28 protein-coding genes and 1 other annotated feature are annotated in these 25569 nt (G+C 57.6%); of the genes, 8 read left to right on the top strand and 20 right to left on the bottom strand.

Features of this window, described 5'->3' with window-relative positions:
* Window positions 1–46: 46 nt before the first annotated feature.
* The 5 genes from ilvN to APT89_RS07075 form a co-directional block, all read right to left on the bottom strand.
* Entirely contained in the window at window positions 47–334 is a 288-nt protein-coding gene (gene ilvN / locus APT89_RS07090; protein WP_010426528.1) for an acetolactate synthase small subunit, read from the bottom strand.
* Window positions 335–337: 3 nt separating this feature from the next.
* Entirely contained in the window at window positions 338–2026 is a 1689-nt protein-coding gene (gene ilvB / locus APT89_RS07085) for an acetolactate synthase large subunit (RefSeq protein WP_045630905.1), read from the bottom strand.
* Between the two features lie 106 nt (window positions 2027–2132).
* A complete protein-coding gene (gene ivbL / locus APT89_RS23985) occupies window positions 2133–2231 on the bottom strand; it encodes an ilvB operon leader peptide IvbL (protein WP_057979964.1) in 99 nt (32 codons plus the stop codon).
* 146 nt (window positions 2232–2377) lie between these two features.
* The gene (locus tag APT89_RS07080; RefSeq protein ID WP_127334638.1) at window positions 2378–2797 is read right to left on the bottom strand and encodes a helix-turn-helix domain-containing protein; all 420 of its coding nucleotides are present in this window, start codon (window positions 2795–2797) and stop codon (window positions 2378–2380) included.
* Window positions 2794–3108: a type II toxin-antitoxin system HigB family toxin gene (locus APT89_RS07075; protein ID WP_041911716.1), complete on the bottom strand. Its 315-nt coding sequence runs from the start codon at window positions 3106–3108 to the stop codon at window positions 2794–2796. The genes APT89_RS07080 and APT89_RS07075 overlap by 4 nt, the downstream gene beginning before the upstream one ends.
* A 488-nt stretch (window positions 3109–3596) precedes the next feature.
* On the opposite strand from APT89_RS07075, the gene tisB reads away from it, so the two are divergent.
* From tisB to emrD, 4 genes are all read left to right on the top strand, one after another.
* Window positions 3597–3686, top strand: a complete 90-nt coding sequence (gene tisB / locus APT89_RS23225) for a type I toxin-antitoxin system toxin TisB (protein ID WP_045260836.1) — start codon at window positions 3597–3599, stop codon at window positions 3684–3686.
* A gap of 64 nt (window positions 3687–3750) precedes the next feature.
* Window positions 3751–4197: a GNAT family N-acetyltransferase gene (locus APT89_RS07065; RefSeq protein ID WP_060571969.1), complete on the top strand. Its 447-nt coding sequence runs from the start codon at window positions 3751–3753 to the stop codon at window positions 4195–4197.
* A gap of 62 nt (window positions 4198–4259) precedes the next feature.
* The gene (locus APT89_RS07060) at window positions 4260–5093 is read left to right on the top strand and encodes an EamA family transporter (RefSeq protein ID WP_028014955.1); all 834 of its coding nucleotides are present in this window, start codon (window positions 4260–4262) and stop codon (window positions 5091–5093) included.
* A 175-nt stretch (window positions 5094–5268) separates the two neighbouring features.
* The gene (gene emrD, locus APT89_RS07055; RefSeq protein WP_039024559.1) at window positions 5269–6453 is read left to right on the top strand and encodes a multidrug efflux MFS transporter EmrD; all 1185 of its coding nucleotides are present in this window, start codon (window positions 5269–5271) and stop codon (window positions 6451–6453) included.
* Here the strand turns inward: emrD and APT89_RS07050 are convergent.
* Both APT89_RS07050 and dsdC read right to left on the bottom strand, forming a co-directional pair.
* The gene (locus APT89_RS07050) at window positions 6356–7444 is read right to left on the bottom strand and encodes a glycoside hydrolase family 5 protein (RefSeq protein ID WP_060571968.1); all 1089 of its coding nucleotides are present in this window, start codon (window positions 7442–7444) and stop codon (window positions 6356–6358) included. The two genes, emrD and APT89_RS07050, sit on opposite strands and share 98 nt — an antisense overlap.
* A gap of 84 nt (window positions 7445–7528) precedes the next feature.
* On the bottom strand, window positions 7529–8455 hold the full coding sequence (gene dsdC, locus APT89_RS07045) for a DNA-binding transcriptional regulator DsdC (RefSeq protein WP_060571967.1): 927 nt from the start codon (window positions 8453–8455) through the stop codon (window positions 7529–7531).
* 204 nt (window positions 8456–8659) lie between these two features.
* On the opposite strand from dsdC, the gene dsdX reads away from it, so the two are divergent.
* Window positions 8660–9997, top strand: a complete 1338-nt coding sequence (dsdX, locus tag APT89_RS07040; RefSeq protein WP_045630899.1) for a D-serine transporter DsdX — start codon at window positions 8660–8662, stop codon at window positions 9995–9997.
* Window positions 9998–10014: 17 nt separating this feature from the next.
* Complete coding sequence (gene dsdA, locus APT89_RS07035; RefSeq protein ID WP_045630898.1) at window positions 10015–11301, top strand: D-serine ammonia-lyase; 1287 nt, start codon at window positions 10015–10017, stop codon at window positions 11299–11301.
* Between the two features lie 35 nt (window positions 11302–11336).
* On the opposite strand, the gene APT89_RS07030 is transcribed toward dsdA, so the two are convergent.
* The 4 genes from APT89_RS07030 to APT89_RS07015 all read right to left on the bottom strand — a co-directional run bounded on the left by APT89_RS07030 (window position 11337) and on the right by APT89_RS07015 (window position 15055).
* Complete coding sequence (locus APT89_RS07030) at window positions 11337–11684, bottom strand: DUF202 domain-containing protein (RefSeq protein WP_045630897.1); 348 nt, start codon at window positions 11682–11684, stop codon at window positions 11337–11339.
* On the bottom strand, window positions 11674–12021 hold the full coding sequence (locus APT89_RS07025; RefSeq protein WP_028014948.1) for a YidH family protein: 348 nt from the start codon (window positions 12019–12021) through the stop codon (window positions 11674–11676). The genes APT89_RS07030 and APT89_RS07025 overlap by 11 nt, the downstream gene beginning before the upstream one ends.
* 92 nt (window positions 12022–12113) lie before the next feature.
* Window positions 12114–13436 carry a 6-phospho-alpha-glucosidase gene (locus tag APT89_RS07020; protein ID WP_060571966.1) on the bottom strand — a complete coding sequence of 441 codons (1323 nt, stop codon included), beginning with the start codon at window positions 13434–13436 and terminating at the stop codon, window positions 12114–12116.
* Window positions 13433–15055 carry an alpha-glucoside-specific PTS transporter subunit IIBC gene (locus APT89_RS07015; RefSeq protein WP_060571965.1) on the bottom strand — a complete coding sequence of 541 codons (1623 nt, stop codon included), beginning with the start codon at window positions 15053–15055 and terminating at the stop codon, window positions 13433–13435. The genes APT89_RS07020 and APT89_RS07015 overlap by 4 nt, the downstream gene beginning before the upstream one ends.
* Before the next feature lie 221 nt (window positions 15056–15276).
* Here APT89_RS07015 and APT89_RS07010 point away from each other — a divergent pair, with 221 nt between their 5' ends.
* Entirely contained in the window at window positions 15277–16023 is a 747-nt protein-coding gene (locus APT89_RS07010) for a GntR family transcriptional regulator (protein ID WP_028014945.1), read from the top strand.
* Here the strand turns inward: APT89_RS07010 and APT89_RS07005 are convergent.
* From APT89_RS07005 to ibpA, 3 genes are all read right to left on the bottom strand, one after another.
* Window positions 15991–17652: a putative transporter gene (locus tag APT89_RS07005; protein WP_028014944.1), complete on the bottom strand. Its 1662-nt coding sequence runs from the start codon at window positions 17650–17652 to the stop codon at window positions 15991–15993. The two genes, APT89_RS07010 and APT89_RS07005, sit on opposite strands and share 33 nt — an antisense overlap.
* A 129-nt stretch (window positions 17653–17781) precedes the next feature.
* On the bottom strand, window positions 17782–18210 hold the full coding sequence (ibpB, locus tag APT89_RS07000; protein WP_028014943.1) for a small heat shock chaperone IbpB: 429 nt from the start codon (window positions 18208–18210) through the stop codon (window positions 17782–17784).
* A gap of 136 nt (window positions 18211–18346) precedes the next feature.
* Window positions 18347–18757 carry a small heat shock chaperone IbpA gene (gene ibpA, locus APT89_RS06995; protein ID WP_008500162.1) on the bottom strand — a complete coding sequence of 137 codons (411 nt, stop codon included), beginning with the start codon at window positions 18755–18757 and terminating at the stop codon, window positions 18347–18349.
* Window positions 18751–18822: a sequence feature (ROSE (Repression Of Heat Shock gene Expression) occurs in the 5'-region of heat shock genes and acts as an RNA thermometer to modulate expression.), on the bottom strand. Its footprint overlaps the gene before it by 7 nt.
* Window positions 18823–19072: 250 nt before the next feature.
* Here ibpA and APT89_RS06990 point away from each other — a divergent pair.
* Window positions 19073–19405, top strand: a complete 333-nt coding sequence (locus APT89_RS06990) for a YceK/YidQ family lipoprotein (RefSeq protein ID WP_014881914.1) — start codon at window positions 19073–19075, stop codon at window positions 19403–19405.
* Here APT89_RS06990 and APT89_RS06985 read toward each other — a convergent pair.
* The 6 genes from APT89_RS06985 to dgoR all read right to left on the bottom strand — a co-directional run bounded on the left by APT89_RS06985 (window position 19402) and on the right by dgoR (window position 25409).
* The gene (locus APT89_RS06985) at window positions 19402–20631 is read right to left on the bottom strand and encodes a DUF3748 domain-containing protein (protein WP_041911727.1); all 1230 of its coding nucleotides are present in this window, start codon (window positions 20629–20631) and stop codon (window positions 19402–19404) included. The genes APT89_RS06990 and APT89_RS06985 overlap by 4 nt on opposite strands.
* 51 nt (window positions 20632–20682) lie before the next feature.
* Entirely contained in the window at window positions 20683–22020 is a 1338-nt protein-coding gene (locus APT89_RS06980; protein ID WP_080350606.1) for an MFS transporter, read from the bottom strand.
* Between the two features lie 78 nt (window positions 22021–22098).
* Window positions 22099–23247, bottom strand: coding sequence for a galactonate dehydratase (dgoD, locus tag APT89_RS06975; protein ID WP_028014940.1), 1149 nt, complete (start codon window positions 23245–23247; stop codon window positions 22099–22101).
* Window positions 23244–23861, bottom strand: a complete 618-nt coding sequence (locus tag APT89_RS06970; RefSeq protein WP_041911729.1) for a 2-dehydro-3-deoxy-6-phosphogalactonate aldolase — start codon at window positions 23859–23861, stop codon at window positions 23244–23246. Before APT89_RS06970 ends, dgoD begins: the two co-directional genes overlap by 4 nt.
* A complete protein-coding gene (locus APT89_RS06965; RefSeq protein ID WP_041911730.1) occupies window positions 23845–24723 on the bottom strand; it encodes a 2-dehydro-3-deoxygalactonokinase in 879 nt (292 codons plus the stop codon). Before APT89_RS06965 ends, APT89_RS06970 begins: the two co-directional genes overlap by 17 nt.
* On the bottom strand, window positions 24720–25409 hold the full coding sequence (gene dgoR, locus APT89_RS06960) for a D-galactonate utilization transcriptional regulator DgoR (RefSeq protein WP_003861109.1): 690 nt from the start codon (window positions 25407–25409) through the stop codon (window positions 24720–24722). The genes APT89_RS06965 and dgoR overlap by 4 nt, the downstream gene beginning before the upstream one ends.
* Window positions 25410–25569 lie beyond the last annotated feature (160 nt).

Here is a 25569-nt window from a genome sequence, read left to right as displayed (position 1 = left end):
GCGCTTATCCGGCCTACAAGAGCGAAAGACGCTTACCTTAAGCGATTTACTCGAAAAACACCGCAATTTTGTTAAACATGGTGGGATCGGACTGGTTGCGCGCCACTTTGGTGACGTCTTCCAGCTTGTCGATCTGCGCCATCATCTGCTCCAGACGCTGATCGTCGTTGACCAGTAGCCAGATGCGGCTGTGCTCGCTGCCCTGAATCGGCAGGCAGAGAATGCCTTCCACGTTAAACGCCCGGCGGGCAAACAGCCCGCAGACGTGGGTCATAACGCCAGGGTGGTTGCGGACGGTGAGTTCCAGAATGACGTTATCATGTTGTTTCTGCATGGTTTATTCCCCCACCATCTCAGTATTGGCCGCACCCGGCGGCACCATCGGATACACTTTTTGTTCAGGGTCGATACGCACGTGGATCAGCGCCGGGCCGGGACGAGAAATCGCCGCCTGCAGCGCCGCGTGGGCGTCTTCTTCCGCGTTCAGATCGCAGGTGTGCAGGCCAAAGCCGGCGGCAATCTGCATAAAATTAATCATCCCCGGATAGGTCGCCGCAAACACGCCCTGCTTGTAGAACAGGCTCTGCTGCTGGTGTACCAGGCCCAGCGCCTCGTTGTTCATCAGAATAATTTTCACGTCTAACTGGTTTTCGGCCGCGGTCGCCATCTCCTGAATGTTCATCATCAGGCTGCCGTCGCCGGAGAAGCAGATAACCTTGCGGTCCGGGTTGGCGAGCGCCGCGCCTACTGCCGCCGGCAGGCCGAAGCCCATGGTGCCGAGGCCGCCGGAGGTCAGCCACTGGCGCGGACGGTTCAGCGGATACGCCTGCGCGGTCCACATCTGGTGCTGGCCCACGTCAGTGGTGATAATCGCGCTGTCGTCCACGCAGGCGGCCACGGCGTTGATCAGCCCGTAGTGGCTCAGTGGGTCGCCCTCAGCTGGGATAGCGCCCGGGAACTCGCGCTGCAGATCGGCCACCAGCTGACGCCAGTCGGCCCGGTCAGTTGCGTCCGTCTGCGGGATCAGCTGCGCCAGCACTTCGGCCACGTCGCCCTGAATCGCCACGTGCGGCTGTTTGATTTTACCCAGCTCGGCGCGGTCGATATCCACGTGAATGATTTTGGCGTTCGGGCAGAACTCCTCGGTTTTGCCAATCGCCCGGTCATCAAAACGTGCGCCCATAACAATCAGCAAATCCGCCTCTTGCAGGATGTAGTTGGTGCTGCGCGCACCGTGCATGCCCAGCATACCTAATGACAACGGATGCGCTTTAGGCAGCATACCCAGCGCCATCAGGGTCATGGTGGTCGGCAGGTTGGCCTTTTCCGCAAACTGGCGGATTTCATCCGCAGCGTTAATCGCCCCGCCGCCCAGATAGAGCACCGGGCGTTTCGCTGCATTAATCATGGCGGCGGCGTCGCGCACGCTTTCAGCGCTGAATTCCGGCGCGGGGGCGCGCTCGCCCGGCTCCGGCAACATGTCGATCTCGATCTCTGCGGTCTGGACATCCTTAGGAATGTCTATCCACACCGGGCCCGGGCGGCCAGACTGCGCAATGCGGAACGCATCGCTGATAACCTGAGGCAGCTCGCTGATATCGCGAACTAAATAGTTATGTTTGGTGATGGGGATAGAGATGCCGTAGGTGTCCACTTCCTGGAACGCATCGGTGCCGATCATCGAGGACGGCACCTGGCCGGTAATGCAGATCAGCGGAATGGAGTCGAGGCGCGCGTCGGCGATGGCGGTCACCAGGTTGGTTGCGCCGGGGCCGCTGCAGGCCATACAGACCGCCGGTTTACCCTGGGTACGCGCCATGCCCTGTGCAATAAAACCTGCCCCCTGCTCGTGACGCGCCAGCACGTGGCGGATCTGCGTGCTTTGGCTCAACGCATCGTACAGCGGCAGCACGGTTCCACCCGGGATACCCGCAACCGTGGTGATGCCCTGTCGTTCCAGTAAATGAACAATCAGCTGCGCGCCTGTAAAACGCGTCTTTGTGGATGTTGTGCCCGAACTTGCCATGCTCCAGTCCTTTTCTTCTGGGCCGACTTTCCGGGGAGGGTCCTAAACGAAAAACCCCGCCCGGTTTGCGCCGGCGGGGTTTTGGATTCGTGTGTTGATCCAGTCCCTACGGCGCATTGCCGACGACCACCACCACACGCACGACGACCACTGCGGCTGGTTGCGCAGTTTTTAGTAGGGTCGAAGTGAAGATGGATGAAGTCATTGGGGACCTGTGTTTGGATTCATTGATTGAATTTATACAAACACAGGTTTTCGGGCGTGACAATGGAAATATTTTCATCTGCGCAAAAATGCGTCAGAGATCACGTTTCGTTTGTTGAGTGATAAAGGGCTGTCGACCGTTTTATTTCATTCAATAAACAGTGCAGGCGATACCCCAAAGCGCACCGCCAGTTTTTTTATATGGTTTAACGTCAGCTGACGCTGTCCATTCAATACCCTTGAAACCATTGATTTACTGCCAATTTCATCCTGAAAATCTGAAATGGTCAGTTTGTACTGATCCATAAGGGTTCTTAAAACCGCAATTCCCACTGGAACAGATTCCATCTCCTGACGCAAGGCGACAATCTCGGGTCGATTCGCTTCATAACGACTTATTCTTGCACATACGATATCCAGCAAAGGACTACCAGGTTCATTCATGAGCAGATACTCAACCAGCTCAAGTGCATCCTGATAATCTTTCTCATTCGGATGTTCACCCAGTAAAGGGACAGCCTCGACAAGGGCATGCGTTGCTTTCATTGCATCAGCGACGATCATCATTTCTTCCCCTTAGTGCGATGTTTCTCCGTAAAACGGTCATATTCCTTATGAGTAAAAACATGGCGCACATAGAACTTTTGGCTTTCAAAGAATATGAGAGCCACTACTCTGAGATTGTTATTTGCAATATCAATCACATAATGCTTATCCAGATATTTAAAGTTATCCAGCGTCGGAAAAATTTGTTTCAGCACAGCAGGTGTCGGGCAATGGCTCTTTTCGATAGTGCGACCTAAAAAAAGGAGCTCTTCCTTATGCTGCGGGAACTGTTTTACCGCATCAATAATTGCCTTCATAGAAATTAAATGCATACTGCATGCCTGCTGCGTCCGTTGCCATTATGGCAACAATATCATGCATTGCCAATGTGTCAACACGTATCGTTTTTCTGACTAACATTTGAAAACAAAAAACCCCGCCGGAGCGAGGTTTTTATCAGGGTTTTGCGGTTGGTCGCCGCAGAACACACTGTGTTACGTCAACGGAAAAAGTATACGCGATCGAACTCGAACGCGCAATTCCGGCACGGATTTTGACGTTTTTGAGTATGGATCACCTTCCAAATTTCGTCCAAAAAAATACTGTTCATGCATACAGTATTTATCTATACTGAGGGTGTTCGCAGTGAGCGAGGGGGCCGCAGTTTACCGGCGCAACGAAGTCCTGGCTGAAACGGGTGGTGCCGTCAGTGCCTTAACCCCTGAAGTGAGCACACTGTGTTACGTCAATCCAGGTGCTGGCAACAGGCGGCGGAAAGGTACGCCAGCATCGTGCTCCTTTTAACCAAAAGGAGACGCGTATGAGCGTAGTGGATATGGTGATACTTATCCTCAAACTCATTGTTGCAGTACTGCAACTGCTTGATGCTGTCCTGAAATACGTTCGGTAATTCAGGTTCAAGTCGCACCTGAGAGGGGCGGGCAACCGCCCCTCTTTAATAACGAGGGAATGCTATGTCGCGTCTGTTAATTGAGCCTGTCACACCGGATGAGCCGGGGTATATCGCCCTGAAGGCGGAAAGTATCGCGCTGAATTTCAACATGCTGCGCAGGCTGGAAGAGAACTGGCTGCGGGGTGAGAACCGCTTTAACGCGCCGGGTGAAAAGCTGCTGGGTGCGTTTCTTAACGGCAAGCTGGTGGGCGTGTGTGGCCTCAACCGCGATCCGTTCAGCCAGCAGCCGCGTGCCGGACGCATTCGCCATCTCTACGTCAGCGAGAAATGCCGCGGGCTGGGCATTGGAAAACAGCTTTTAACCGTAGTGATGGCGGATGCCAGCATCTGGTTTGATTTTCTGAATACTCACTCGCCGGACAGCGCGTACGGATTTTACAATCGAGCCGGTTTTACGCTGGTCTCAGACGAACCACGGGTGACGCACCGCCTTTTTTGTGCGGTGTAACCGGCTGGCGGCATCAGGATGTGAATGTTACAGTTGAGTGACAATTCATCACCCAATACGCCATGACCATCACCGTTTTCTGCATTTTGCTTTTCGCCGCACTGCTGCATGCCAGCTGGAACGCTATCGTTAAAGCCGGAACGGATAAACTCTACTCTGCGATCGGCGTTAGCGGCTCAGCCGCGATTATTGCCCTGATTTTACTGCCCTTCTCACCACAGCCTTCTGCGGCAAGCTGGCCGTTTTTGATCGTCTCCTGCGCCTTACAGGTGGTCTACACCGTGCTGGTGGCGAAAACCTATCAGGTCTCGGACATGAGCCAGACCTATCCGCTGATGCGCGGCACCGCCCCGCTGCTGGTGGCGCTGATCAGCGTGCTGGCGCTCGGCGACCATCTCTCCTGGCTCGCCTGGTCCGGTATCGGAGTCATTTGCCTGTCGATTCTGGCGATGGCGATGAATGGCCGCATGCAGTCACGCAGGGGGATCTGGCTGGCGCTGCTGAACGCCTGTTTTATCGCCGGGTATACGCTGGTGGACGGCACCGGCGTGCGGCTGTCGGACACCGCGCTGGGCTACACGCTCTGGACCTTCTTTATGAACGGCTTCTGCCTGCTGGGCTGGGCGATGGTGGCGCGTCGGCGCGAGGCGTCCAGCTACCTGCGCCTGCACTGGAAAAAAGGGCTGCTCGGCGGCGTGGGGACCATGGGCTCTTACGGTCTGGCCCTCTGGGCGATGACGCAGGCGCCGCTGGCGGTGGTCGCCGCGCTGCGTGAAACCTCGATTCTTTTCGGGGCGCTGATCGCCTTTGTCCTTTTAAAAGAGAAGGTTGCGGGCCTGCGCATCGCGGCAGCGCTGGGTATTGCTGTCGGCGCAATTCTGCTGCGTCTGGCGTAAATCGCTGGCAACATTAGTTGCCGTTCTTGTTTACAAATCCTGCCTTTCCCGGTTTTTTCATTCACCGCAACAATGCTTAAATTGTCATCTGTCTGTGGTAGATTCCTCGCGCATTTATGGGAATGCGTAGTCACTTATTCTTCATTTCTCTCTTTTGGCAAAAGTATTCAGCGACATGAAAAAGCAAAGGAACGTTAACTTATTGTTGATGCTGGTGTTACTGGTGGCCGTCGGTCAGATGGCGCAAACCATCTACATTCCGGCGATTGCCGACATGGCAAAGGAACTGAACGTCCGCGAAGGCGCGGTGCAGAGCGTGATGGCAGCCTACCTGCTGACCTATGGCGTTTCACAGCTCTTCTACGGCCCGCTCTCCGACCGCGTCGGGCGTCGCCCGGTGATCCTGGTGGGCATGAGCATTTTCATGGTAGCGACGGTGATTGCCATTACCACCCACAGCCTGACCGTTCTGATTGCCGCCAGCGCACTGCAGGGCGTTGGGACGGGTGTCGGCGGGGTGATGGCGCGAACCTTACCGCGCGATATGTATCAGGGCACCCAGCTCCGCCACGCCAACAGCCTGTTAAATATGGGCATTCTGGTCAGCCCGCTTCTCGCTCCGCTGATTGGCGGCCTGCTGGACACAATGTGGTCCTGGCGCGCCTGTTACGCCTTTCTGCTGGTGCTCTGCGTAATTGTCACCTTCAGCATGGCGCGCTGGATGCCGGAAACCCGTCCAAAAGACGCGCCGCGCACGAAGCTTCTCACAAGCTATAAGACGCTGTTCGGCAACGGCGCGTTTACCTGCTACCTGCTGATGCTGATCGGCGGCCTGGCGGGTATTGCAGTGTTCGAAGCCTGCTCCGGCGTGCTGCTGGGCGCGGGTCTGGGCCTGAGCAGCATGGTGGTGAGCATTCTGTTTATTCTGCCGATCCCGGCGGCGTTCTTTGGCGCGTGGTTTGCCGGGCGTCAGAACAAGCGCTTTTCAACCCTGATGTGGCAGGCCGTGATCAGCTGCCTGCTGGCGGGTCTGATGATGTGGATCCCGGGGCTGTTTGGCGTGATGACCGTCTGGACGCTGCTGATTCCGGCGGCGCTGTTCTTCTTCGGCGCGGGAATGCTGTTCCCGCTCGCCACCAGCGGCGCGATGGAGCCGTTCCCGTTCCTCGCAGGCACGGCGGGCGCGCTGGTGGGCGGTTTGCAGAACATCGGTTCCGGCGCGCTGGCCTGGCTCTCCGCCATGATGCCGCAGACCGGGCAGGCTAGTTTGGGCCTGCTGATGACGCTAATGGGGCTGCTGATTTTACTGTGCTGGCTGCCGCTGTCGTCGCGCGTTCCGCATCACGAGCAGCCGGTTTAACCGCATGATGGCCCGGCTTCTCGCCGGGCTTTTCACAGACGGTCGTAATCATCGCCTGCAATAACGGCTCCGGCGCAGGCCGCCAGGCCCCCTCTTCCCCGTCGTAAAACTGGAAATCCGCGTTAAGCGCATACGGGATTTTCGCCTTTTGCAGCTCGCAGGCCATAAAGGTGGCGAAGGCCATTTGCGAAGCGGTTGGCGTGAGGTGGTTTGACTCCCCCACGCCCCAGCCCCCGACCCAACTGACGTGCCCGGTTTTTTGCTGCCAGCGCAGCGCGGTGCTGATGCGGTTACGGATAGCCGCCTTCTCCGCCGCCGTGCCGGACGTCCACGGGTATTTACCGCTATTTTTCAGCGGCCCCCACGGGAAAATATGCCACTCCGCCAGCAGGTAGTTTTGACTGTGCGCAGGCAGCTTCAGGCCGGATAAATCCTCCGGCGCGGCACGCAGGCGCGGCGCAATGAAAATCATGCGCTGCGGGTCGATGTCGTGGATCGCTTTAATGGTTTTTTCATACACGCGGTTTAACGACGCGAGGTTGTGGTTAAGCTTGTCGGCTGGCTCATAAATGAGGTCAAAACCCAGCAGCGGATAGCTCTGGCCGAAATAGTGCGCCACGGCAATCCACCAGTTGATCGTCTCTTTCTCGTTATCGGCTTTGGGGTCGTTTTTATATTCATCGGCCTGATAAGCGATAATCGGGATCACGCCATACTGCTCACAGGCTTCCACCAGCTTGCGCAGGTGGATCAGCCGCGCTTCCGTCGGCTCATCGGCCACGCGAATGCGCACGTGGGTAATGCCTTTTGCGCGAAAATCGCGCACCACCAGCGGGTCGAACTCGCGTATGCCGCGCTCGGTGCGCGCCCAGTCCACATCCATCCCGACGCCCAGCTGCTGCGCATAGTGGGCAGCCGTCAGCGGCGGCTCAGCGGCAATGGCCCAGCCGGAAGAGATCAGTAACGCGGTAGCAATGAGAGGCTTTAGCACGGTTTACCCTGGATAAATCGAAAGCATTACCTGTATTTAGCACGCTTTTTCACATTTGGTGTAGCGCGAAAGCGTAATAATTCTTCAACCTGCCAGTTCTCTCAGCCAGCCGATAAAGGCGTCTATTTTCGGCCACTGACGGCCAGAAAGCGTCGAGACATAGTAGTGCTGATGGCATTTCAGGGTCTTGTCACCAAACGGGGCGATCAGTTCGCCCCGTTCAAGCCGTTTTTGCACCAGCCGCTTTCTCCCCATCGCGATGCCGACGTGGTTGATGGCCGCAATAATCGCCAAATCCGACCGATCAAAGCCAATGCCCGACGATGACGGCATATTTACCCCAAAATGCTGCGCCCAGCTCAGCCACTCATCCGTACCAGAATCATTACTCCAGGCCTGACGATCGTGGAGTAATGCGCAGTGATTGAGATTATCGGGGTTTTTCAGCAGCTCATGCTCGCGGGCATACTGCGGCGAGCAGACGGGCAAAATCTCTTCGTCCATCAGGAAGTGATGAGACAGATGGTTTGGCGGCGTATCGTCGAAATAGAGCGCCAGATCGACACCCGTTCGCTGCATATTGACGTAATCATTGCCGGTCAGGATGGTGAGTGAAATCGACGGGTAGCGGCGGGTAAAGTCGCCCAGCATGGGTACCAGCCAGCACTGGGCAATCGACGGGCGGGAGTAGACCGTCAGCGTGCCGGACAGCGCCTGGTTTTTGATGTCCAGGATCTCCTGATTCAGGGTGTCGAGGGACGATTTTAGCGTCCAGTAAACGCGCTTTCCCTCCTGCGTCAGCTCGACTTTACGGTGCGAACGGACAAACAGCTGAATACCGAGCTCTTCTTCGAGCAGGTTCATGCGGTGGCTCACCGCGCTGGGGCTGAGCGACAGCTCCTCCGCCGCCAGCGCGAAGGACTCATGCCGGGCAGCCACTTCAAAGGTATACATTTTCGACAGCTGCCAGCCGTTTAGCAGCCGGTTTCTGGCTTCATTTGCATCGGTCATCACAATTCTCACGCGGGGTTTCTGCGCTCAGCATACCGCTCAAGGGTGAATTTATGTGAACCTAATACGAATTAAGTGCACTTTTTAGAGCGTAGTCACTCAGTTGATCCAATCTGGCTCACCTGAACGCCAATTTATATCGTTTGTCAGCCCCCGCCGTTTTTTCGTCCAATACCCACAGATGACATAAGGGTGAGGTGAGATATGGGATCTCAGGTCTGGGTTGTGGCAACGCTGCTGGTCAGCATTGTGTTGATTGTTTTAACCATCGTAAAACTGAAGTTTCACCCGTTCCTCGCGCTGCTGCTGGCGAGCTTTTTCGTTGGCGCGATGATGGGGATGAGCCCGCTGGATATGGTGAACGCCATTGAGAGCGGGATTGGCGGTACGCTGGGCTTCCTGGCGGCGGTGATTGGTCTGGGCACCATTCTCGGCAAAATGATGGAAGTCTCCGGCGCGGCGGAACGCATTGGCATTACGCTGCAGCGCTGCCGCTGGCTGTCAGCAGACGTGATTATGGTGCTGGTGGGCCTGATCTGCGGCATTACGTTGTTCGTGGAAGTGGGCGTGGTACTGCTGATCCCGCTGGCGTTTTCCATCGCCAAAAAGACCCACACGTCGCTGCTCAAGCTGGCCATTCCGCTCTGTACCGCGCTGATGGCGGTGCACTGCGTGGTGCCTCCGCATCCGGCCGCGCTGTTTGTGACCAATAAATTAGGGGCGGACGTCGGGACGGTGATTGTCTACGGTCTGCTGGTGGGCCTGATGGCCTCGCTGGTCGGCGGCCCGCTGTTCCTGAAACTGCTGGGCAACCGTCTGCCGTTTAAGCCGGTTCCGGCGGAATTTTCAGACCTGAAGGTGCGGGAAGAGCACACCCTGCCGTCGCTGGGCGCTACCCTGTTCACGGTGCTGCTGCCAATTGCCCTGATGCTGGTGAAAACCATTGCCGAGCTGAATATGGCAAAAGAGGGCACGCTGTATACGCTGCTGGAGTTTATCGGCAACCCGATCACCGCCATGTTCATCGCCGTGTTTGTCGCCTACTACCTGCTGGGCATCCGCCAGCACATGGGCATGGGCGCAATGCTGACCCATACGGAGCACGGCTTTGGCTCTATCGCCAACATTTTGCTGATTATCGGCGCGGGCGGCGCGTTCAACGCCATCCTGAAAACCAGCGGACTGGCGGACTCGCTGGCGCAAATTCTCTCGAACCTGCACATGCACCCTATCCTGCTCGCCTGGCTGGTGGCGCTGGTGCTGCATGCCGCCGTAGGCTCCGCCACGGTCGCGATGATGGGCGCCACGGCCATCGTCGCGCCGATGCTGCCGCTCTACCCGAACGTCAGCCCGGAGATCATCACCATTGCCATCGGTTCCGGCGCCATTGGCTGCACGATCGTGACCGATTCTCTCTTCTGGCTGGTGAAGCAATACTGCGGCGCGACCCTGAATGAGACCTTCAAATACTATACGACGGCGACGTTTATCGCCTCGGTGCTTGCACTTGGCGGCACATTCCTGCTTTCTTTCATTATCTGAGCGCGAAGAGACGTATTATGGAAAACGCAACTATCACCACTTTAACCGCACAGTTTCCTCTGGTTGAGGATCTGATTGCCCTGAAAGAAACCACATGGATTAACCCGCGTACCACAACGCTGGCGGAAGGATTGCCGCATGTCGGGCTGACCAAAGCCGACGTGGACGACGCGCACGCTCGCCTGAAACGCTTTGCGCCGTATCTGGCGAAAGCCTTCTCGGAAACGGCGGCAACGGGCGGGATTATTGAATCCGAACTGGTCGCCATTCCGGCAATGCAGGCGCGGCTGGCGAAAGAGTCCGGCAAACCCATTCCCGGCAGTCTGCTGCTGAAAAAAGACAGCCATCTGCCGATCTCCGGCTCGATTAAAGCGCGCGGCGGCATCTACGAGGTGCTGACCCACGCGGAAAAACTGGCGCTGGACGCCGGGTTGCTGAGCGTTGAAGACGACTACAGCGTTCTGCTGGAGCCGCGCTTTAAGGACTTCTTCAGCCAGTACAGCATTGCGGTGGGCTCAACCGGCAACCTGGGGATGTCCATCGGTATCATAAGCGCCCGCATCGGCTTTAAGGTGACGGTGCATATGTCCGCCGACGCCCGCGAGTGGAAGAAAGCCAAACTGCGCAGCCACGGCGTCATCGTCGTGGAATATGAGCAGGATTACGGCGTGGCGGTGGAGCAGGGACGCAAAGCGGCAGAAAGCGATCCGAACTGTTTCTTCATTGACGATGAAAACTCCCGCACCCTGTTCCTGGGCTACGCGGTGGCAGGCGAGCGGCTGAAGGCGCAGTTTGCCGAACAGGGCCGCGTGGTGGATGCCGAGCACCCCCTGTACGTCTACCTGCCGTGCGGCGTCGGCGGCGGCCCCGGTGGGGTGGCGTTTGGCCTGAAGCTGGCCTTTGGTGACAACGTCCATTGCTTCTTCGCGGAGCCCACGCACTCCCCGTGCATGCTTCTGGGCGTCTACACCGGCCTGCACGACGAGATTGCCGTACAGGACCTTGGCATTGATAACGTGACGGCAGCGGACGGGCTGGCGGTAGGACGTGCGTCCGGCTTCGTGGGCCGCGCGATGGAGCGCCTGCTTGACGGGTTCTATACGCTTTCCGATCAGAGCATGTACGACATGCTCGGCTGGCTGGCGCAGGAGGAAGGCATTCGGCTGGAACCGTCCGCGCTGGCGGGGATGGCCGGACCGCTGCGCGTGCCTTCAGATGCTAGCGTTACCCACCTGGTGTGGGCGACCGGTGGCGGCATGGTGCCGGAAGACGAGATGGCGAAGTATTTAGCAAAAGGCCATTAATCGTAGGCCCGGTAAGGCGTAGCCGCCACCGGGCTTTAAAAGCTCACAATTTGCTGAATGTGAGTCACTGCGAAGAGTAAAGACAGAGACAGCACAGCCAGGGCGATCAGGAACTTATCCCTCACCGCCTTCGGCTGGACAAAGTCGTTCTGCGCCACGTCCATCAGGTTACGGCTGCGGGTATAGCGCCATAAAATGATGGCTACCAGCGCCAGCACAATAATAGAGATCCAGAATGGCACCCCGGTTCGGTGCCAGTTGTGCTTGATCGCCAGGGCAATCAGCGCGCCATACCCCAGCAGCGTGCGCAGCCAGGCCAGCGACGTCCGCTCCGGCTGCAGGCCGGGGTCCGCTTCCCGTCGCGCTTTGCGGCTATCCGCCATAGAACACCAGCCCCATCACCACGCCCGCCACCGCAAGCAGAATCACGCTGATGATGAGCAACCCGCGCGTATAGGGCAGATCCTGCTTCAGGCGCATCGCCTTCTCATTGCGCAGCCATCGCAGGTAGCCGTAAATCGCCAGCACGCCCGCGAACAGGCACAGCAGCAGCGCCAGCACTTCACGAATCAGCGGCGTGGCAAAATCGGGGGCGAGCTGGTCAAGGCCGACACCTGCGGCCAGAAAGCCCAGTGCGGTGCGGATCCACGCTAAAAACGTGCGTTCATTAGCCAGAGAGAAGCGGTAGTCCGGCGCTTCGCCGAGGCGGGAAATTTTCATGGAGATTCCTTGTCGTGCTACGGGCAGGCTTCAGCATAGCGTAAATCGACAAGGACAAGGAAACCGGCATCGGGCGATGCCGGTCAGGACGATTAATGCAGCTCTGGCCAGTACTCTTTGTTGGCCTCGATCAGGTCATCCAGAATCGCTTTCGCGACGGAGGCGCTCGGCACGGTTTTCGACAGGGTAATGGCCTGCCAGAGCTTCTGGTACGAGCGCTGCTCCCAGGCATCCACCACCAGTTTTTCCACCGCCACCTGCTGGCTCATCAGCCCTTTCTGGAAGTGCGGAATATCGCCCACCGCAAGCGGCTCCGGTCCGTTATGGCCCACCAGGCACGGGATCTCCACCATCGCGTCGGCGTCAAAGTTATGGATGGCACCGTTGTTTGGCACTATCAGCAGCATCCGCTCCTGGGTGTTAAAGGCAATCGCAGTCGCCAGATCGACGATGTACGACGCATGTTCGTCGATTTCCAACTCACCGGCGGCGGAGTTGCCGGCTTCGATAATCGCCCGACAGGCGCTAAACACATGCTTCTCACGGTGATCCATAACTTCATTGGCGCGGGTCCGTTCCGGGTTGGAATGCGCGACCACGTAGTCCGGGAACAGGTAATACTTCAGGTAGGTGTTCGGCATGGTGTCCGGATCCAGCGCCTGCACGTCTTTAGCTTTGGCAAAGGTATCGTTCCAGCTCGCTTCGGTATGCGCATCTTCCGAAGGCGGAACATAGCCGTTTTTCGCCACGTATTCGCGCAGCTTCGGCATCAGATCGGTGCCGTTCAGGTCTTCAATCGACGTCCACCAGCCGAAGTGGTTCAGGCCGTAGTAGCGCACGCGCATCTCTTTGCGGTCTTTCAGGCCGACAATCTGCGCCATGCGCCCTTCAATGCCGATCGGCATATCGCAGATGTTGAGGATTTTAGCGTTCGGACGCAAGCGGCGCGTGGCTTCTGCGACAATCGCCGCCGGGTTGGAGTAGTTCAGCATCCACGCGTTCGGGGAGTACTGCTCCATATAATCCACCAGCTCCAGCACGCCGCCGATAGAGCGCATGCCGTAAGAGATACCGCCCGGTCCGCAGGTTTCCTGGCCCAGCACGCCGTGGCGCAGCGGGATTTTTTCATCTTTTTCGCGCATCTGGTATTTGCCCACGCGGATGTGCGCCATCACGAAATCGACATCGGTAAACGCCGCTTTAGGATCGGTGGTGTAGCTGAATTCAATCTCCGGGGCCTGCTCCTTAAGGATGATTCTGCACGCTTCGGCGATGGTCTCCTGACGCGCGCCATCGTTGTCATAGAACTTCAGGGCGCGCAGCGGGAAACGGTCACGGTTGGCTAACAGCATCAGGACGATACCAGGCGTAAAGGTGCTGCCGCCGCCTGCAATGACAACTGAGAATTTTTTCATGATATAGCCTCTGTCAGGGTGGTTTGTTCATTTGTTAAAGGAGTTTTCATCAGCGATTCCAGCTGGTCGCGCACCTGAGGAACGTGCAGGCCGACAATCACCTGAATGCCGTTGCCGCGTCGCACTACGCCGTGTGCGCCCAGGGCTTTGAAGACGTCGTCGCTTTGGGTTTTCGCCATATCCACCAGCGCGATACGCAGGCGGGTGGCGCAGTTGTTGATGCTTTCGATGTTGGCCGCGCCGCCGAGCGCCTGCAGGAATCCGGCGGCTTGCCCAACCTGCTGGCTGGCCGCCGCCGGGGCGGTGGTTTGCCCGCGCGCCGCCTTATAGTCGGCCTTGCTGTAGAGTTTGATTTCGCTCTCTTCCCGGCCCGGCGTTTTCAGGTTCAGACGCTCAATCAGCGTTTTGAAGATCACGAAGTAGATGCCGGTGAAGCAGACGCCAATGCCGATCTGGGTGAACACCGTCGAGGCGTGGTTATGGAACATCGGGATCCAGTTTTGCGGCAGGAACTGGTCCAGCAGGCCGCCGCCCATGTTCCCCACGACGCCGAAGGCGTACATCACCGTCGCCATGGTGGCCGCCAGCACGGCGTGCACGGCGAACAGCAGCGGCGAGATAAACAGGAAGGTGAACTCAAGCGGTTCGGTAATGCCCACCAGCACGGCGGTGAGCGTGGCCGGAACCAGCAGGCCCGCCACCTTGACGCGATTTTCTGGCGACGCGGTGTACCAGATAGCGAAGGCAATCCCGACCGAGCCAAACACTTTTGAGTTGCCGTGCAGTGCAAAGCCACCTTCCGGGAAGAGGGTCTTCAGCGGCAGGGTGCTCTGGCTGAATTCCTGCAGATGCTGCGCCCAGTAGACCTGAATACCGCCCTCCACCGCCGCCGGGCCGAAGATGAACGGACCGTAGACGAAGTGATGCAGGCCAGTTGGGATCAGAATGCGTTCCAGGAAGGTATACACCCACACGCCCAGCGCACCGGCAGAGCGCAGGAACGCCTGCAGGGATTCGATGCCTATCTGCACTTTCGGCCAGCCCAGCAGCGTCAGCCAGGCACAGGGGATCATCACGAAGAACGCGAGGATAACGACAAACGAGCTGCCCTGGAAAATCCCCAGAAAGACCGGCAGCGGCTTGTCGAAATAGCGGTTGTGGATGGCGGTGACGATGCCTGAGATCACGATGGCGCCGATGATGCTGGTATCGAGTGTTTTGATCCCGGCAATCATCGCCAGCCCGCTTCCCGCCGTCGGTTCGGCGGAGAAGTCGACGCCAAAGAAAGGCCCCCAGGTCATGCCCATCGCGTTAATGAAGTAGTTCCAGGTCAGGAAGCTAATCAGCACCGCCAGGCAGGCGCGGCCCTGGGCCTGCTTCGCCAGCCCAATCGGCAGGCCGACGGCAAAAATCAGCGGCATATTGCGAAACACCGCCCAGCCGCCCTCTTCAATGATGTGAACGATCTGCGCGAAAAGATGATCGGGGGCGGTTAAGGCTTCGCCGACAAACAGCGGGTTGCGAAGCATGATGGCGATTCCCACCACGATCCCGGCAAACGGAAACAGCAACACCGGGGTAAACATGGCACCGCCAAAACGTTGTATTTGACTGAGCATTTTTAAATCCTCACGTAACAACCTGTAGGGGTAGAGGCCTTTATGGTTTTGTGCTGGCCTGAGGTGAGCATAAGAACTTACTGATGCGCGAACATGGCGTGCCGCTGCGATTCGTGATCGCATTCATGGTTTTATTTTGACCAGTCAGGTCTACTTCTTGCGGTAAATATGGACATGTCAGGACGCATTCCACGCCCTGATAAGGGCAGAGAGGTCTACTGGTGATCTACAAATCAATTGCTGACAGGTTGCGGCTGCGGCTGAATTCATCGGACTACAACATCGGCAGCCCGCTGCCTGGTGAAAAAGCGCTGGCGCAGGAGTTTGGCGTGGCGCGCATGACCATCCGCAAGGCGCTGGATCTGCTGGTGAGCTGGGGGCTGGTTGAGCGCCGGCACGGCAGCGGAACGTTTGTCTCGCGCAAAGACGTTCACCACGAAACCACTAACCTGACCGGGCTGGTGGAGGTGCTGCGTCAGCAGGGAAAAGAGGTGCAGAGCAAGGTGCTGCAGTTCGAAGTGATGCCCGCCCCGCCCGCCATCGCCAGCCAGCTGCGGATCCAGGTGGATGAGCGGATCTACTTTTCACGGCGGGTGCGCTACGTGGACGGAAAGCCGCTGATGCTGGAAGACAGCTTTATGCCGGTGAAGCTGTTCCGCAACCTGTCGCTGGCGCATCTTGAGGGGTCTAAGTTTGATTACATTGAGAAGGAGTGCGGGATCACCATCAGCGGCAACTACGAGAGCCTGACGCCGGTGCTGGCAGATAAACAGCTGGCCGGTTATATGAATCTGCCGGAACAGACGCCGCTGCTGCGAATTACCTCTCTCTCCTACAGCGACAGCGGCGAGTTCCTCAATTATTCCGTGATGTTCCGAAATACCAGCGATTACCAGGTGGACTACCATCTACGGCGCATCCACCCGGAAGAGCTGTTAGCCCATCCCCCAGAACAGCACCGCCAGTAGCTGCGGGGTGATGATGCGCAGGAACATCACCAGCGGGTATACGGTGGCATAGGAGAGCGCGGCCGCGCCGCTGGTGGCGTGCAGGTTGTTGGCAAAAGCGAGCGCTGGCGGGTCGGTCATGGAGCCCGCCAGCATGCCGCACAGCGTCAGGTAGTTCATTTTGGCGAACATCCGCGCCAGGATTGCCACCGTCAGCAGCGGGATCGCCGTGATAAAGATGCCGTAGCCGACCCAGCTCATCCCTTCGCCCTTGACCAGGGTATCGACAAAATCCCCGCCGGACTTCAGCCCGACAACCGCCAGGAACAGCACGATGCCCAGCTCGCGCAGCGCCAGGTTAGCGCTCGGCGGCATAAACCAGTAGAGCTTCCCGATACAGCCGATACGCCCGAGGATCAGCGCCATAATCAGCGGCCCGCCCGCCAGGCCGAGCTTGAGCGCCACCGGGAAGCCCGGCACGTACAGCGGAATAGAGCCGAGCAGCACGCCAAGCCCGATACCGATAAACACCGGCAGCATCTGCACCTGCTGCAGTTTTTGCTGGGCGTTGCCTACCATATCCGCCACGGCATCGATGGACGACGGGCGTCCGACCAGGTTGAGGATATCCCCGAACTGCAGGCTGGCCTCCGGGCTGGCAACCAGTTCGACGCCCGCACGGTTGAGGCGGGAGATGACCACGTCGTAGCGCTCTTTTACCTGCAGATCGCGTATTTTCTTGCCCAGAACGTGCTCGTTGGTCACCACAACACGCTCCACGCGCATATCGGTGCCGCGAGTCGAAAGCGAGGTATCCACTTCCTGACCAATCACCAGCCGCGCGTTGTTCAAATCCCCCGGCTGGCCGACCAGGTGCAGCAGGTCACCCTGCTGGATCATCGTGCCGGGCGCAGGCACCATCAGCACGTCGTCGCGCTTAAGGCGGGAGCAGATAATATTGGCGCTGTTCAGGATCGGCACGTCCTGAATCGCCATATTGTTCAGGTTGGGGTTATCGACGCGAATGTTGATGGTTTTGATCGGCATGTGGCCATTGGTGAGCGTGGTTTCGTGATCCTTCGCCTCTTTGTCGACGTTAACGCGAAACAGGACGCGGACCAGCCACATGGAGAGCAGAATGCCGCAAATCCCAAACGGATAGGCCATGGCGTAGCTCATCCCCATCTGGTCAACAATGCCGGGTTCAATGCCCAAATCGCGAAGGATTTGCTGCCCGGCTCCGAGCGCCGGCGTGTTGGTGACCGCCCCGGAGAAAATGCCCAGCACCACGGGCAGCGGGATAGCAAAGATTTTGTGCAGGATCGCGGTGACCAGCCCGCCCATCACCACAATGCCGAGGGCAAACAGATTGAGCCGTAGCCCGGAGACGCGCAGGGAAGCGAAAAAGCCCGGCCCTACCTGAATCCCGATGGTGTAGACGAAGAGGATCAGGCCGAACTCCTGAATAAAGTGGAGCATATCGGCGCTGAGAACCAGCCCGAGCTTGTCAGCAAAATGCCCGACAAAAATGCCGCCAAACAGCACCCCGCCAATCCCAAACCCGACGCCACGGATTTTGATATTGCCAATCCATAGCCCTACAACCGCGGCCAGGGCCAACACGCTGACGGTTAACGCGATATCACTCATGATCCACATCCTTGGCATAACCTTAGTTATAACAAGGATTTTCTCAGAGCCGGATGCGGTTGTATGGGCGATGGCGCACAAAAAAGCCCTGCCGGGGCAGGGCTTTGTGCAGTCTGTGAGTAAAGCGGATTAGCTGTTCAACGCCGGCCGCTCGCTAATGGCGATACGCTGCGGCGCGATGGCTTCCGGCACGTTACGGATAAGATCGATATGCAGCAGCCCGTTGGTAAACGTCGCACCGGACACTTCCATATGGTCTGCCAGGGTAAAGCTCAGGCTAAACGGCTGATTAACCAGACCCTGATGCAGCCACCGGGTTTCGGTCTCTTGTTTTTCCGGCGTACCCTTCACGGTCAGGCGCGCGCCTTCAAGCTGGATATCCAGATCTTCCTGGCGGAACCCGGCCAGCGCAAGGGTGATGCGATAGTGGTTATCGTCGCTTTTTTCAATGTTGTACGGCGGAAATGTCTGTTGCTCGGTGGTGCTTTGCAGGGCATTAGCCAGTTTGTCAAAACCAATCCACTGACGCAGCAGGGGGGATAAATCGTAGTTACGCATACTAAATCTCCTTCTGAGAAGCGAGTTCGGCACAGTTTAATTTTGTGCACAGTTGTTCCTGCAAATCCTGATGGATTCGCATATGCTCCCGTTACGGCAAGCAAGTCCGGGTGGGTCGCTCGCGCGACCCGCGTAATTAGTTAATTTCGATACGGCGCGGTTTTTTCTCTTCCGGAATCACGCGTTCCAGTTCGATAAACAGCAGGCCGTTAACCAGGTTCGCGCCTTTAACGTGAATGTTCTCGGCTAACTGGAACTTGCGTTCAAAGTTGCGCTCGGCGATGCCCTGGTAAAGGTAGGTACGTTCTTTCTGCTCGGCCGTATGGGAACCTTTCACCACCAGCAGGTTGTCCTGCGCGGTGATTTCCAGCTCGTTTTCTGCAAAACCGGCGACGGCAATGGCGATGCGGTAGTGGTTTTCGTCAACCAGCTCAACATTGTATGGAGGGTAGCCGTTGCTCTGGCTTTGGTTATTTTCTAAATGGTTAAACAGGCGGTCAAAACCAATTGCAGAACGGTATAGCGGAGAAAGATCGAAGTTACGCATAGATAATGCTCCTGAAATCAGCGAGAAATTGTAGCCTTCCACCATGGACAGGCCTTTGCGCCCCCGAGCACCCATCAGGCGTGTTCGTTATCGGGTCACATTCTTAAAATGGGTCTGGAACCGGGCTTTTCAAGACTATTTAGGCGAGATTTTTTTGCACTTTGCTGGTTGTCGCATAGACTCTGGGACAACAGCACAAAGGGTTAAATTGCGATGGCTGCCACAGTGCGGGGTTATCGGGCTATTCATTTCGGATAAGGCTCGCTATAACCCTGAGTTGCAGGTCTATGCAGTGCCATTAACGATGACTGAGTGATGATGAAAAATGTTCTGATAAAGCTGACGACGTTCAGCGGGGTGGTTTTACTTTGCGGGTGTTCGAGCGTGATGTCTCACACCGGCGGTAAAGAAGGAACATATCCGGGGACGCGCGCCAGCGCGGCGATGATCTCCGATGACGATACGAACTGGGGCACCAAATCCCTGGTTATCCTAGATATGCCCTTTACAGCAGTGGCGGATACGCTTCTGCTGCCGTGGGATGTATTCCGTAAGGACGATTCCGTGCGCTCACGGGTAGAGAAAAGCGAGCAGGAAAATCTGGCGACAAACGCCGTTATCCCGCCCGCTGAGATGCCGCCGCGCTAGTCCTGCGCGGTTTCCGTTACCCAAAGCTGACGGAAACCGCCCGTCTCTTGCATCCACGCAATAAATCGCCCGTCCGGGGAAAACACGACCGCATCAGCAGACGGCGGATTGCCGTGATCGGACGTCAAAAACGTCACTTCTCCAGTCTTCGCGTCACAGCAGGCGATTCGGTTTTCAAGCACAAATCCCAGCATGTTCCCGGAAGGGTGCCAGTTAAACGCAGACTGAATACCGCTCCCGGTGCGCGTCAACTGGCGCGGCTCGCCGCCCTCAGGAGAGATCAGCCACAGCTGCACAATGCCGTTATCATCCCGCATCAGAAACGCGATCTGCGTCCCCTGGGGGTTACTGCGCACCCAGTGACGCGGCACGTTCACCAGACCCGGGTAAGCCCTCTGGTGGGTAAAGGTCAGACGACGCTGCTTCACCCCGGCAGGCGGCGCTGGCAGGGTGTCTGGGGTGCCCTGCAGCGGCGCATCGCCCGCTTGTTTCCAGCCCTGCTCGCCTTCTGGCAGGTTAACAATAAACAGTTCAGGCACTTTTTCGCCCTGCGCGGAGAGGGTGTCGCCGATAAACGCCAGCCTGTTGTTGCCCACCCAGCCCTCTTCGTAGGCGCGGTTGATTTCATCGCTGCCCGGCTGCGGGTTGGGTGTTGTGCGGCTGACCAGCACGCTCCAGAACGTGCCTGAATATTCACGTGGATGATTCCCCTGCGGGTTCACCGGGCCAAACGGTGCCGCCACGCCGACGTTGCGTAAATCGAGCTTCGGATCGCGCTCATGTAAAACATGGTCATTATAGGTGAAGCTGACGAACTGCCCGTTCGGGCTGAAGACGTGCACGTGGCTGCCGCCGCGCAGCGCGCCTGCGGTATAAGGTGCGGTGATATCCATCGCGTCCAGGTTGCTCACCTGACCGTGATGCACAATCACACCCTGACGATGATGAAAATCGTAGTGCCAGCCAGCATCCGGGTTTTTCGGACCGTGGATAAAGACGTATTTGTCCTGTGCCGGATGAACGGTCACCACGCCGACATGCGCGCCGTCAGTGGCGCGATAGACCACCTCCACCTCACCCGTAACGACGTTGACCTGCTCAATGGTTTCGCCGGTAAATGACGCGCCTGACGGGCGCACGTCGTAGACCAGCCACTGGCTATCCGGCGTCCAGGTATTGATGTTGGTCAGCTGGTGGTTGCGGGAAGCGAAGGTGATTTGTTTCATGAGGATACCCTGATGCACGGTGAGTGCATCAGGGTAAAACATCCGCAGGGATTAGCCTACTCGTTTCACATCGCCCACCAGCAGGATGTAGGAGAGTGCCCCGATCAGCGCCACGGCAGAGATGTAGACCAGCGCCGGGCCGAAGCCGTAGTCCTGCGCCAGGTAGCCGATGACCAGCGGTACGGTGATCCCGCCCAGTCCGCCGACAAAGTTGAACACACCGCCGGTCAGGCCAATCAGCCGCATCGGCGCAAGGGACGACACCAGCGACCAGGTGATAGAGGCGAAACCGTTACCAAAGAACGCCACCGCCATCAGGGCCATAATCCACACCGGATCGTTGGTGTAGTTGGCACCCATGATGCAGGTTGAGATCAGCAAGCCGCAGATAATCGGCGTTTTACGCGCTACGCCCAGTGAGTATCCTTTTTTCACCAGCTTATCGGCCAGCCAGCCGGAGAGCAGCACGCCGAAAAATGCGGCGAGGAACGGCACGGTGGTCATAAAGCCCGCCTTCAGCGCCGCGATCCCCTTTTCCTGGGTCAGGTAGTTCGGGAACCAGGTGAGGAAGAACCACAGCGTAGAAGTAACCGCGAACTGACCCAGATAAACGCCCACCAGCTTACGGTGGAAGACCAGCTTCCAGTCCGCTTTGGTCAGCGGCTGGCGCGCCTCTTTTTTCACCGGCGCATCACCATCCACCAGACCGCCACCGTCGCGGATGTAGTCCAGCTCGGCCCTGGTGATACTTTTGGTCAGACGCGGCGGCTGGTAAACCTTGAACCAGATTAGCGACCAGATAATGCCAATCCCGCCGGTAACGATGAACACCCAGTGCCAGCTCAGCAGCTCCTGGATCCAGATCAGCAGCGGCGTCAGGAACGCCAGGCCGACAAACTGGCCAGAGGTGTAAAAACCAACGGCGGACGCGCGCTCGTGTTCCGGGAACCAGCTGGTCACCATACGGTTGTTGGTCGGAAACGCGGGCGCTTCGAAAACCCCGGTGATGGCACGCAGGCCAATCAGCGACATCAGCCCGGTGGCGAAGCCCTGGAACAGGGTCGCCACGGACCAGCCTAATATGGCGATAAAGTAGGTCAGACGTGAACCCACGCGGTCAAGAAACCAGCCGCCGGGGATCTGACAGAGCGTATACAACCAGGCAAACGCCGAGAAGACGTAGCCCATTTCCGCTTTGGTGATGCCAAACTCTTCCTGAATATGGGCCGATGCCACGGCAAGGTTGGCGCGGTCAACATAGCAAATGACCACGGTAATAAAGATCATCATCAGCGTCAGGTAGCGGCGACGCCCGATTTTTGTAGCGGTAACTGGAATATCCATCGCAATCTGTCTCCAGATTTTGGGCATAGCGAAGCCGCTCACCATGCCCTGTAATTTACAGAGGGTTATATTTTTGTATGTATGATTTTTGCCCGGAGGCTTACCGGGTCTACGGGATGGCGATTACCATTCCGCTACGCTGCCGTCCTCATGACGCCACAGCGGGTTTCGCCAGTCCGGCGCATTCTTACTCAGCTCAATGACTTTAGCTTCGTCAATTTCCACGCCAAGGCCCGGCTTCGTAAGCGGTTTAAAGAAACCGCCTTCCATGCAGAAGTCTTCTTTATTTTTCACAAAATCGAGCAGTTCCGCGCCCTTGTTATAGTGAATCCCCATGCTCTGTTCCTGAAACACCGCATTGCGGGAGACGAAGTCGACGTGCAGGCAGGCCGCCAGCGCGATTGGGCCGAGCGGGCAGTGCGGCGCCAGCGCCACATCGTAAGCTTCTGCCATCCCGGCAATTTTGTAGCATTCGGTGATGCCGCCCGCATGAGAAAGGTCCGGCTGTAGGATCGCTATGCCGCCCGCTTCAAGTACGCGTTTAAACTCGAAGCGCGAGAACATACGTTCACCCGCCGCGATAGGAATGTGGGTCTGTTCAGCTAACTTCGGATAGTACTCCGCCTGCTCGGCCAGCACCGGCTCTTCGATAAACAGCGGGCGATACGGCTCAAGCTCTTTAATCAGCACTTTGGCCATCGGCGCGCTGACGCGGCCGTGGAAATCCAGGCCAAACTCAATCTCGTTGCCGAAGGCTTCACGAATTTGCGCCACGGTATTGACCGCCCGGTCTACCGCACGCGAATTGTCGATAACGCCCATCTCTTCGCAGCCGTTGAGCTTGAAGGTGTCAAAGCCGATATTGCGCAACTGCGTGATGCCGTCGATCACTTCCGCAGGGCGGTCGCCGCCCACCCAGCTGTAGGCTTTGATTTTGTCACGCACCAGGCCGCCCATTAATTGCCAGACCGGGGCATTCAGCACTTTGCCCTTGATATCCCACAGCGCCTGGTCGATACCGGCGATGGCGCTCATCAGGATCGGACCGCCACGGTAAAATCCCGCGCGGTACATCACCTGCCACAGGTCGTTAATGCGCGCCGGATCCTGACCAATCAGGTATTCGCCCAGCTCGTGTACTGCCGCTTCAACGGTGCGCGCGCGCCCTTCAATCACCGGTTCGCCCCAGCCTACAACCCCTTCATCGGTTTCGATTTTCAGGAACATCCAGCGCGGGGGTAAACGGTACGTGGTGAGTTTGGTTATTTTCATTTCACTGCCTCTCGATACGCTTTCACAAATGCTGCCGCCTGCTGTGCGGTACGTTCCACGGACTGTCCAGCACGATAAAGATCGCTACCCAACCCTGCGCCCACACAGCCAGCGCTCATCCACTGGCCCAGGTTTTCTGGCGTTACGCCGCCCACGGCAAAGACCGGCACGCTGGCGGGCAATACCGCTTTCAACGCCTTGATGTAGTCCGGTCCAAAAGCCGATGACGGGAAAATTTTGAGCGACTGCGCGCCCGCATCAAGGGCAGTAAAGGCTTCCGTGGCGGTGGCGCAGCCCGGGCAGACCGTCATGCCGTAACCCACCGCGCGGCGGATCACCTCAGGCTGAATATTGGGCGTGACGATAAGCCTGCAGCCCATCTTTGCCAGCCGATCGACCTGCTCAGGCTGTAACACGGTGCCTGCGCCAATCAGCGCCTTATCGCCGAAAACCTCGACCACGGCCGGAATGCTTTTTTCCCAGTCGGGCGAGTTGAGCGGGATTTCTACCGCGTCGAATCCGGCGTCGATAACCGCGCCGACGTGGTCTAACGCCTCATCGGGCGTGATGCCGCGCAAAATCGCGATAAGGGGAAGATCAGTTTGCCACTGCATGAGCGATGCTCCTTATTCCTGCCTGAAATGCCGTGTCGCCGGATACCGTCGAAACATCACGCCCAACGGCGCGAAATGCCTGTTCGTAGCGCGACATTAGCGATGCGCCTGCGACAATCGTAATGGCCTGCTCGTGCGCGATGAACTCACGCATGCTGGCGACCTCTGCGCCAATCAGCAGGCCGGAGAGAAACTCGCTGACCTGCTCGCGCGGGAGAAGTCCCAGCACGTGCGAGGCGCGAACCTCAAAAAGCTGCGGCAACACATCAGGGGAGGCGATCCCACGTTCAAGCCCGGCGGAAAACGCCTCTGACGAGGATTCCTGCTCAGGTAAACCGGCCCCGACCAGCGAATGGTTGAGCAGCAAATGGTGCAGCTCGCCGGTCATTACGGTGCGAAAATCGTGGATTTGCTCAGCGTCAGCCTGGACCCACTTACAGTGCGTGCCGGGCATGACGTAGACAGAAGAAGGAGAGAGAGCGCGCGCGCCAAGCAGCTGCGTCTCTTCGCCGCGCATCACGTTGTGGTTATCGTCGCGAGAGACGCTCAAACCGGGAATAATCCAAATATTGTCGCCAACGGACGTTAACTGCTCGCCAATAGCGGAGAAATGGACGGGAACCGGCAGATAAGGTGCAATTTTCCAGCCTACGTTACTGCCCACCATTCCCGCCATTACCACCGGCGTGGCGCTGTCGCGCCAGTTTTGTGTGACCTCTGCTAACACCGCCTCGGGGGATTTACCGTTCAGGCGCGTCACGCCTGCTTCTGATTGCCTGCTCTCCAGGCACTGCTCGCCCTGATAAAGCCAGGCGCGCAGATTGGTCGATCCCCAGTCAATTGCGATGTAGCGAGATGTCATGTGATTTCCTTCAGCCTTCGTGTCGAGCTGGCAATCATGGTAAGTGCCGCCTGCTCTGCCGCATCGCCGTCCTGATGCCGTATCGCATCGAACAGCGCTTTATGTTCCTGGAGCGTTTTTGGCATGTTGGCCTCATCACCCATCCAGGTACGTTCAAATACCGCTCGCTGTAGCGAGCTGATCGCCACGCTAAGCTGCTGTAATACCGGGTTATGCACCGACTGCAGCACCGCTTCGTGGTAGCGAATGTCCGCCTCGTTGAACGCCTCCCGGTTCTGGTTATTGGCGATCATGTCGTTTAAAGCCGATTCAATCTGGGCCAAATCACCGGAGGTCGCGCGTTCCGCCGCCCAGCGCGCAATTGCCGGCTCCACCAGGTTTCGAACTTCACTCATCGCGCCGATAAGCCGCGGGTCGTAGTCGTTTTCCAGCACCCACTGCAGCACGTCGGTATCGAGGTAGTTCCACTGGTTGCGCGGAGCAACAAACGCGCCGCGATAGCGCTTCATTTCAATCAGCCGCTTCGCCATCAGCGAGCGGAACACTTCCCGGATGATGTTGCGCGAGGTTTCAAACTCCTCGCACAGTTCAGCCTCTGCGGGGAGCGGCGAACCGGGAACGTATTTACCGCCCACAATCTGGGTGCCCAGCGTAATAACGATGCGATCGGTTTTATTGAGAGTCATGGAGAGTCCTTGTGCTCTGTATGTCCATCACTACTTTACCGCGACCGCTGAATTTTGCCTCACTTTTGCAGTACAAACGTGAGGACATTCGTCTTTGCCGTGGTGACAATGTAGTACAATCATTTAATGTTGTACTACAATCAAGATCACAAAAAGAACA

It is taken from the genome of Enterobacter sp. 50588862, from assembly GCF_001462935.1.
In the GTDB taxonomy this organism is placed as follows: Bacteria; Pseudomonadota; Gammaproteobacteria; order Enterobacterales; family Enterobacteriaceae; genus Enterobacter; species Enterobacter bugandensis.
Note: the sequence above shows the minus strand (reverse complement) of the source record. Positions and strands in the feature narration are given on the sequence as shown.

Bases quoted from the DNA above. Each gene is read 5' to 3' on its own strand.
- dsdX (WP_045630899.1), top strand. From the start codon at position 8,660: ATGGGATCTCAGGTCTGGGTTGTGGCAACGCTGCTGGTCAGCATTGTG.
- ibpB (WP_028014943.1), bottom strand. From the start codon at position 18,210: ATGCGTAACTACGATTTATCCCCCCTGCTGCGTCAGTGGATTGGTTTT.
- APT89_RS07005 (WP_028014944.1), bottom strand. From the start codon at position 17,652: ATGAGTGATATCGCGTTAACCGTCAGCGTGTTGGCCCTGGCCGCGGTT.
- APT89_RS06965 (WP_041911730.1), bottom strand. From the start codon at position 24,723: ATGACATCTCGCTACATCGCAATTGACTGGGGATCGACCAATCTGCGC.
- APT89_RS06970 (WP_041911729.1), bottom strand. From the start codon at position 23,861: ATGCAGTGGCAAACTGATCTTCCCCTTATCGCGATTTTGCGCGGCATC.
- ilvN (WP_010426528.1), bottom strand. From the start codon at position 334: ATGCAGAAACAACATGATAACGTCATTCTGGAACTCACCGTCCGCAAC.
- APT89_RS07065 (WP_060571969.1), top strand. From the start codon at position 3,751: ATGTCGCGTCTGTTAATTGAGCCTGTCACACCGGATGAGCCGGGGTAT.
- emrD (WP_039024559.1), top strand. From the start codon at position 5,269: ATGAAAAAGCAAAGGAACGTTAACTTATTGTTGATGCTGGTGTTACTG.
- APT89_RS06990 (WP_014881914.1), top strand. From the start codon at position 19,073: ATGATGAAAAATGTTCTGATAAAGCTGACGACGTTCAGCGGGGTGGTT.
- tisB (WP_045260836.1), top strand. From the start codon at position 3,597: ATGAGCGTAGTGGATATGGTGATACTTATCCTCAAACTCATTGTTGCA.
- ibpA (WP_008500162.1), bottom strand. From the start codon at position 18,757: ATGCGTAACTTCGATCTTTCTCCGCTATACCGTTCTGCAATTGGTTTT.
- ilvB (WP_045630905.1), bottom strand. From the start codon at position 2,026: ATGGCAAGTTCGGGCACAACATCCACAAAGACGCGTTTTACAGGCGCG.
- APT89_RS07025 (WP_028014948.1), bottom strand. From the start codon at position 12,021: ATGAAAATTTCCCGCCTCGGCGAAGCGCCGGACTACCGCTTCTCTCTG.
- APT89_RS07015 (WP_060571965.1), bottom strand. From the start codon at position 15,055: ATGCTCAGTCAAATACAACGTTTTGGCGGTGCCATGTTTACCCCGGTG.
- APT89_RS06985 (WP_041911727.1), bottom strand. From the start codon at position 20,631: ATGAAACAAATCACCTTCGCTTCCCGCAACCACCAGCTGACCAACATC.
- dgoD (WP_028014940.1), bottom strand. From the start codon at position 23,247: ATGAAAATAACCAAACTCACCACGTACCGTTTACCCCCGCGCTGGATG.
- dgoR (WP_003861109.1), bottom strand. From the start codon at position 25,409: ATGACTCTCAATAAAACCGATCGCATCGTTATTACGCTGGGCACCCAG.
- ivbL (WP_057979964.1), bottom strand. From the start codon at position 2,231: ATGACTTCATCCATCTTCACTTCGACCCTACTAAAAACTGCGCAACCA.
- APT89_RS07080 (WP_127334638.1), bottom strand. From the start codon at position 2,797: ATGATGATCGTCGCTGATGCAATGAAAGCAACGCATGCCCTTGTCGAG.
- APT89_RS07060 (WP_028014955.1), top strand. From the start codon at position 4,260: ATGACCATCACCGTTTTCTGCATTTTGCTTTTCGCCGCACTGCTGCAT.
- dsdC (WP_060571967.1), bottom strand. From the start codon at position 8,455: ATGACCGATGCAAATGAAGCCAGAAACCGGCTGCTAAACGGCTGGCAG.
- dsdA (WP_045630898.1), top strand. From the start codon at position 10,015: ATGGAAAACGCAACTATCACCACTTTAACCGCACAGTTTCCTCTGGTT.
- APT89_RS07030 (WP_045630897.1), bottom strand. From the start codon at position 11,684: ATGGCGGATAGCCGCAAAGCGCGACGGGAAGCGGACCCCGGCCTGCAG.
- APT89_RS06980 (WP_080350606.1), bottom strand. From the start codon at position 22,020: ATGGTGAGCGGCTTCGCTATGCCCAAAATCTGGAGACAGATTGCGATG.
- APT89_RS07075 (WP_041911716.1), bottom strand. From the start codon at position 3,108: ATGCATTTAATTTCTATGAAGGCAATTATTGATGCGGTAAAACAGTTC.
- APT89_RS07020 (WP_060571966.1), bottom strand. From the start codon at position 13,436: ATGAAAAAATTCTCAGTTGTCATTGCAGGCGGCGGCAGCACCTTTACG.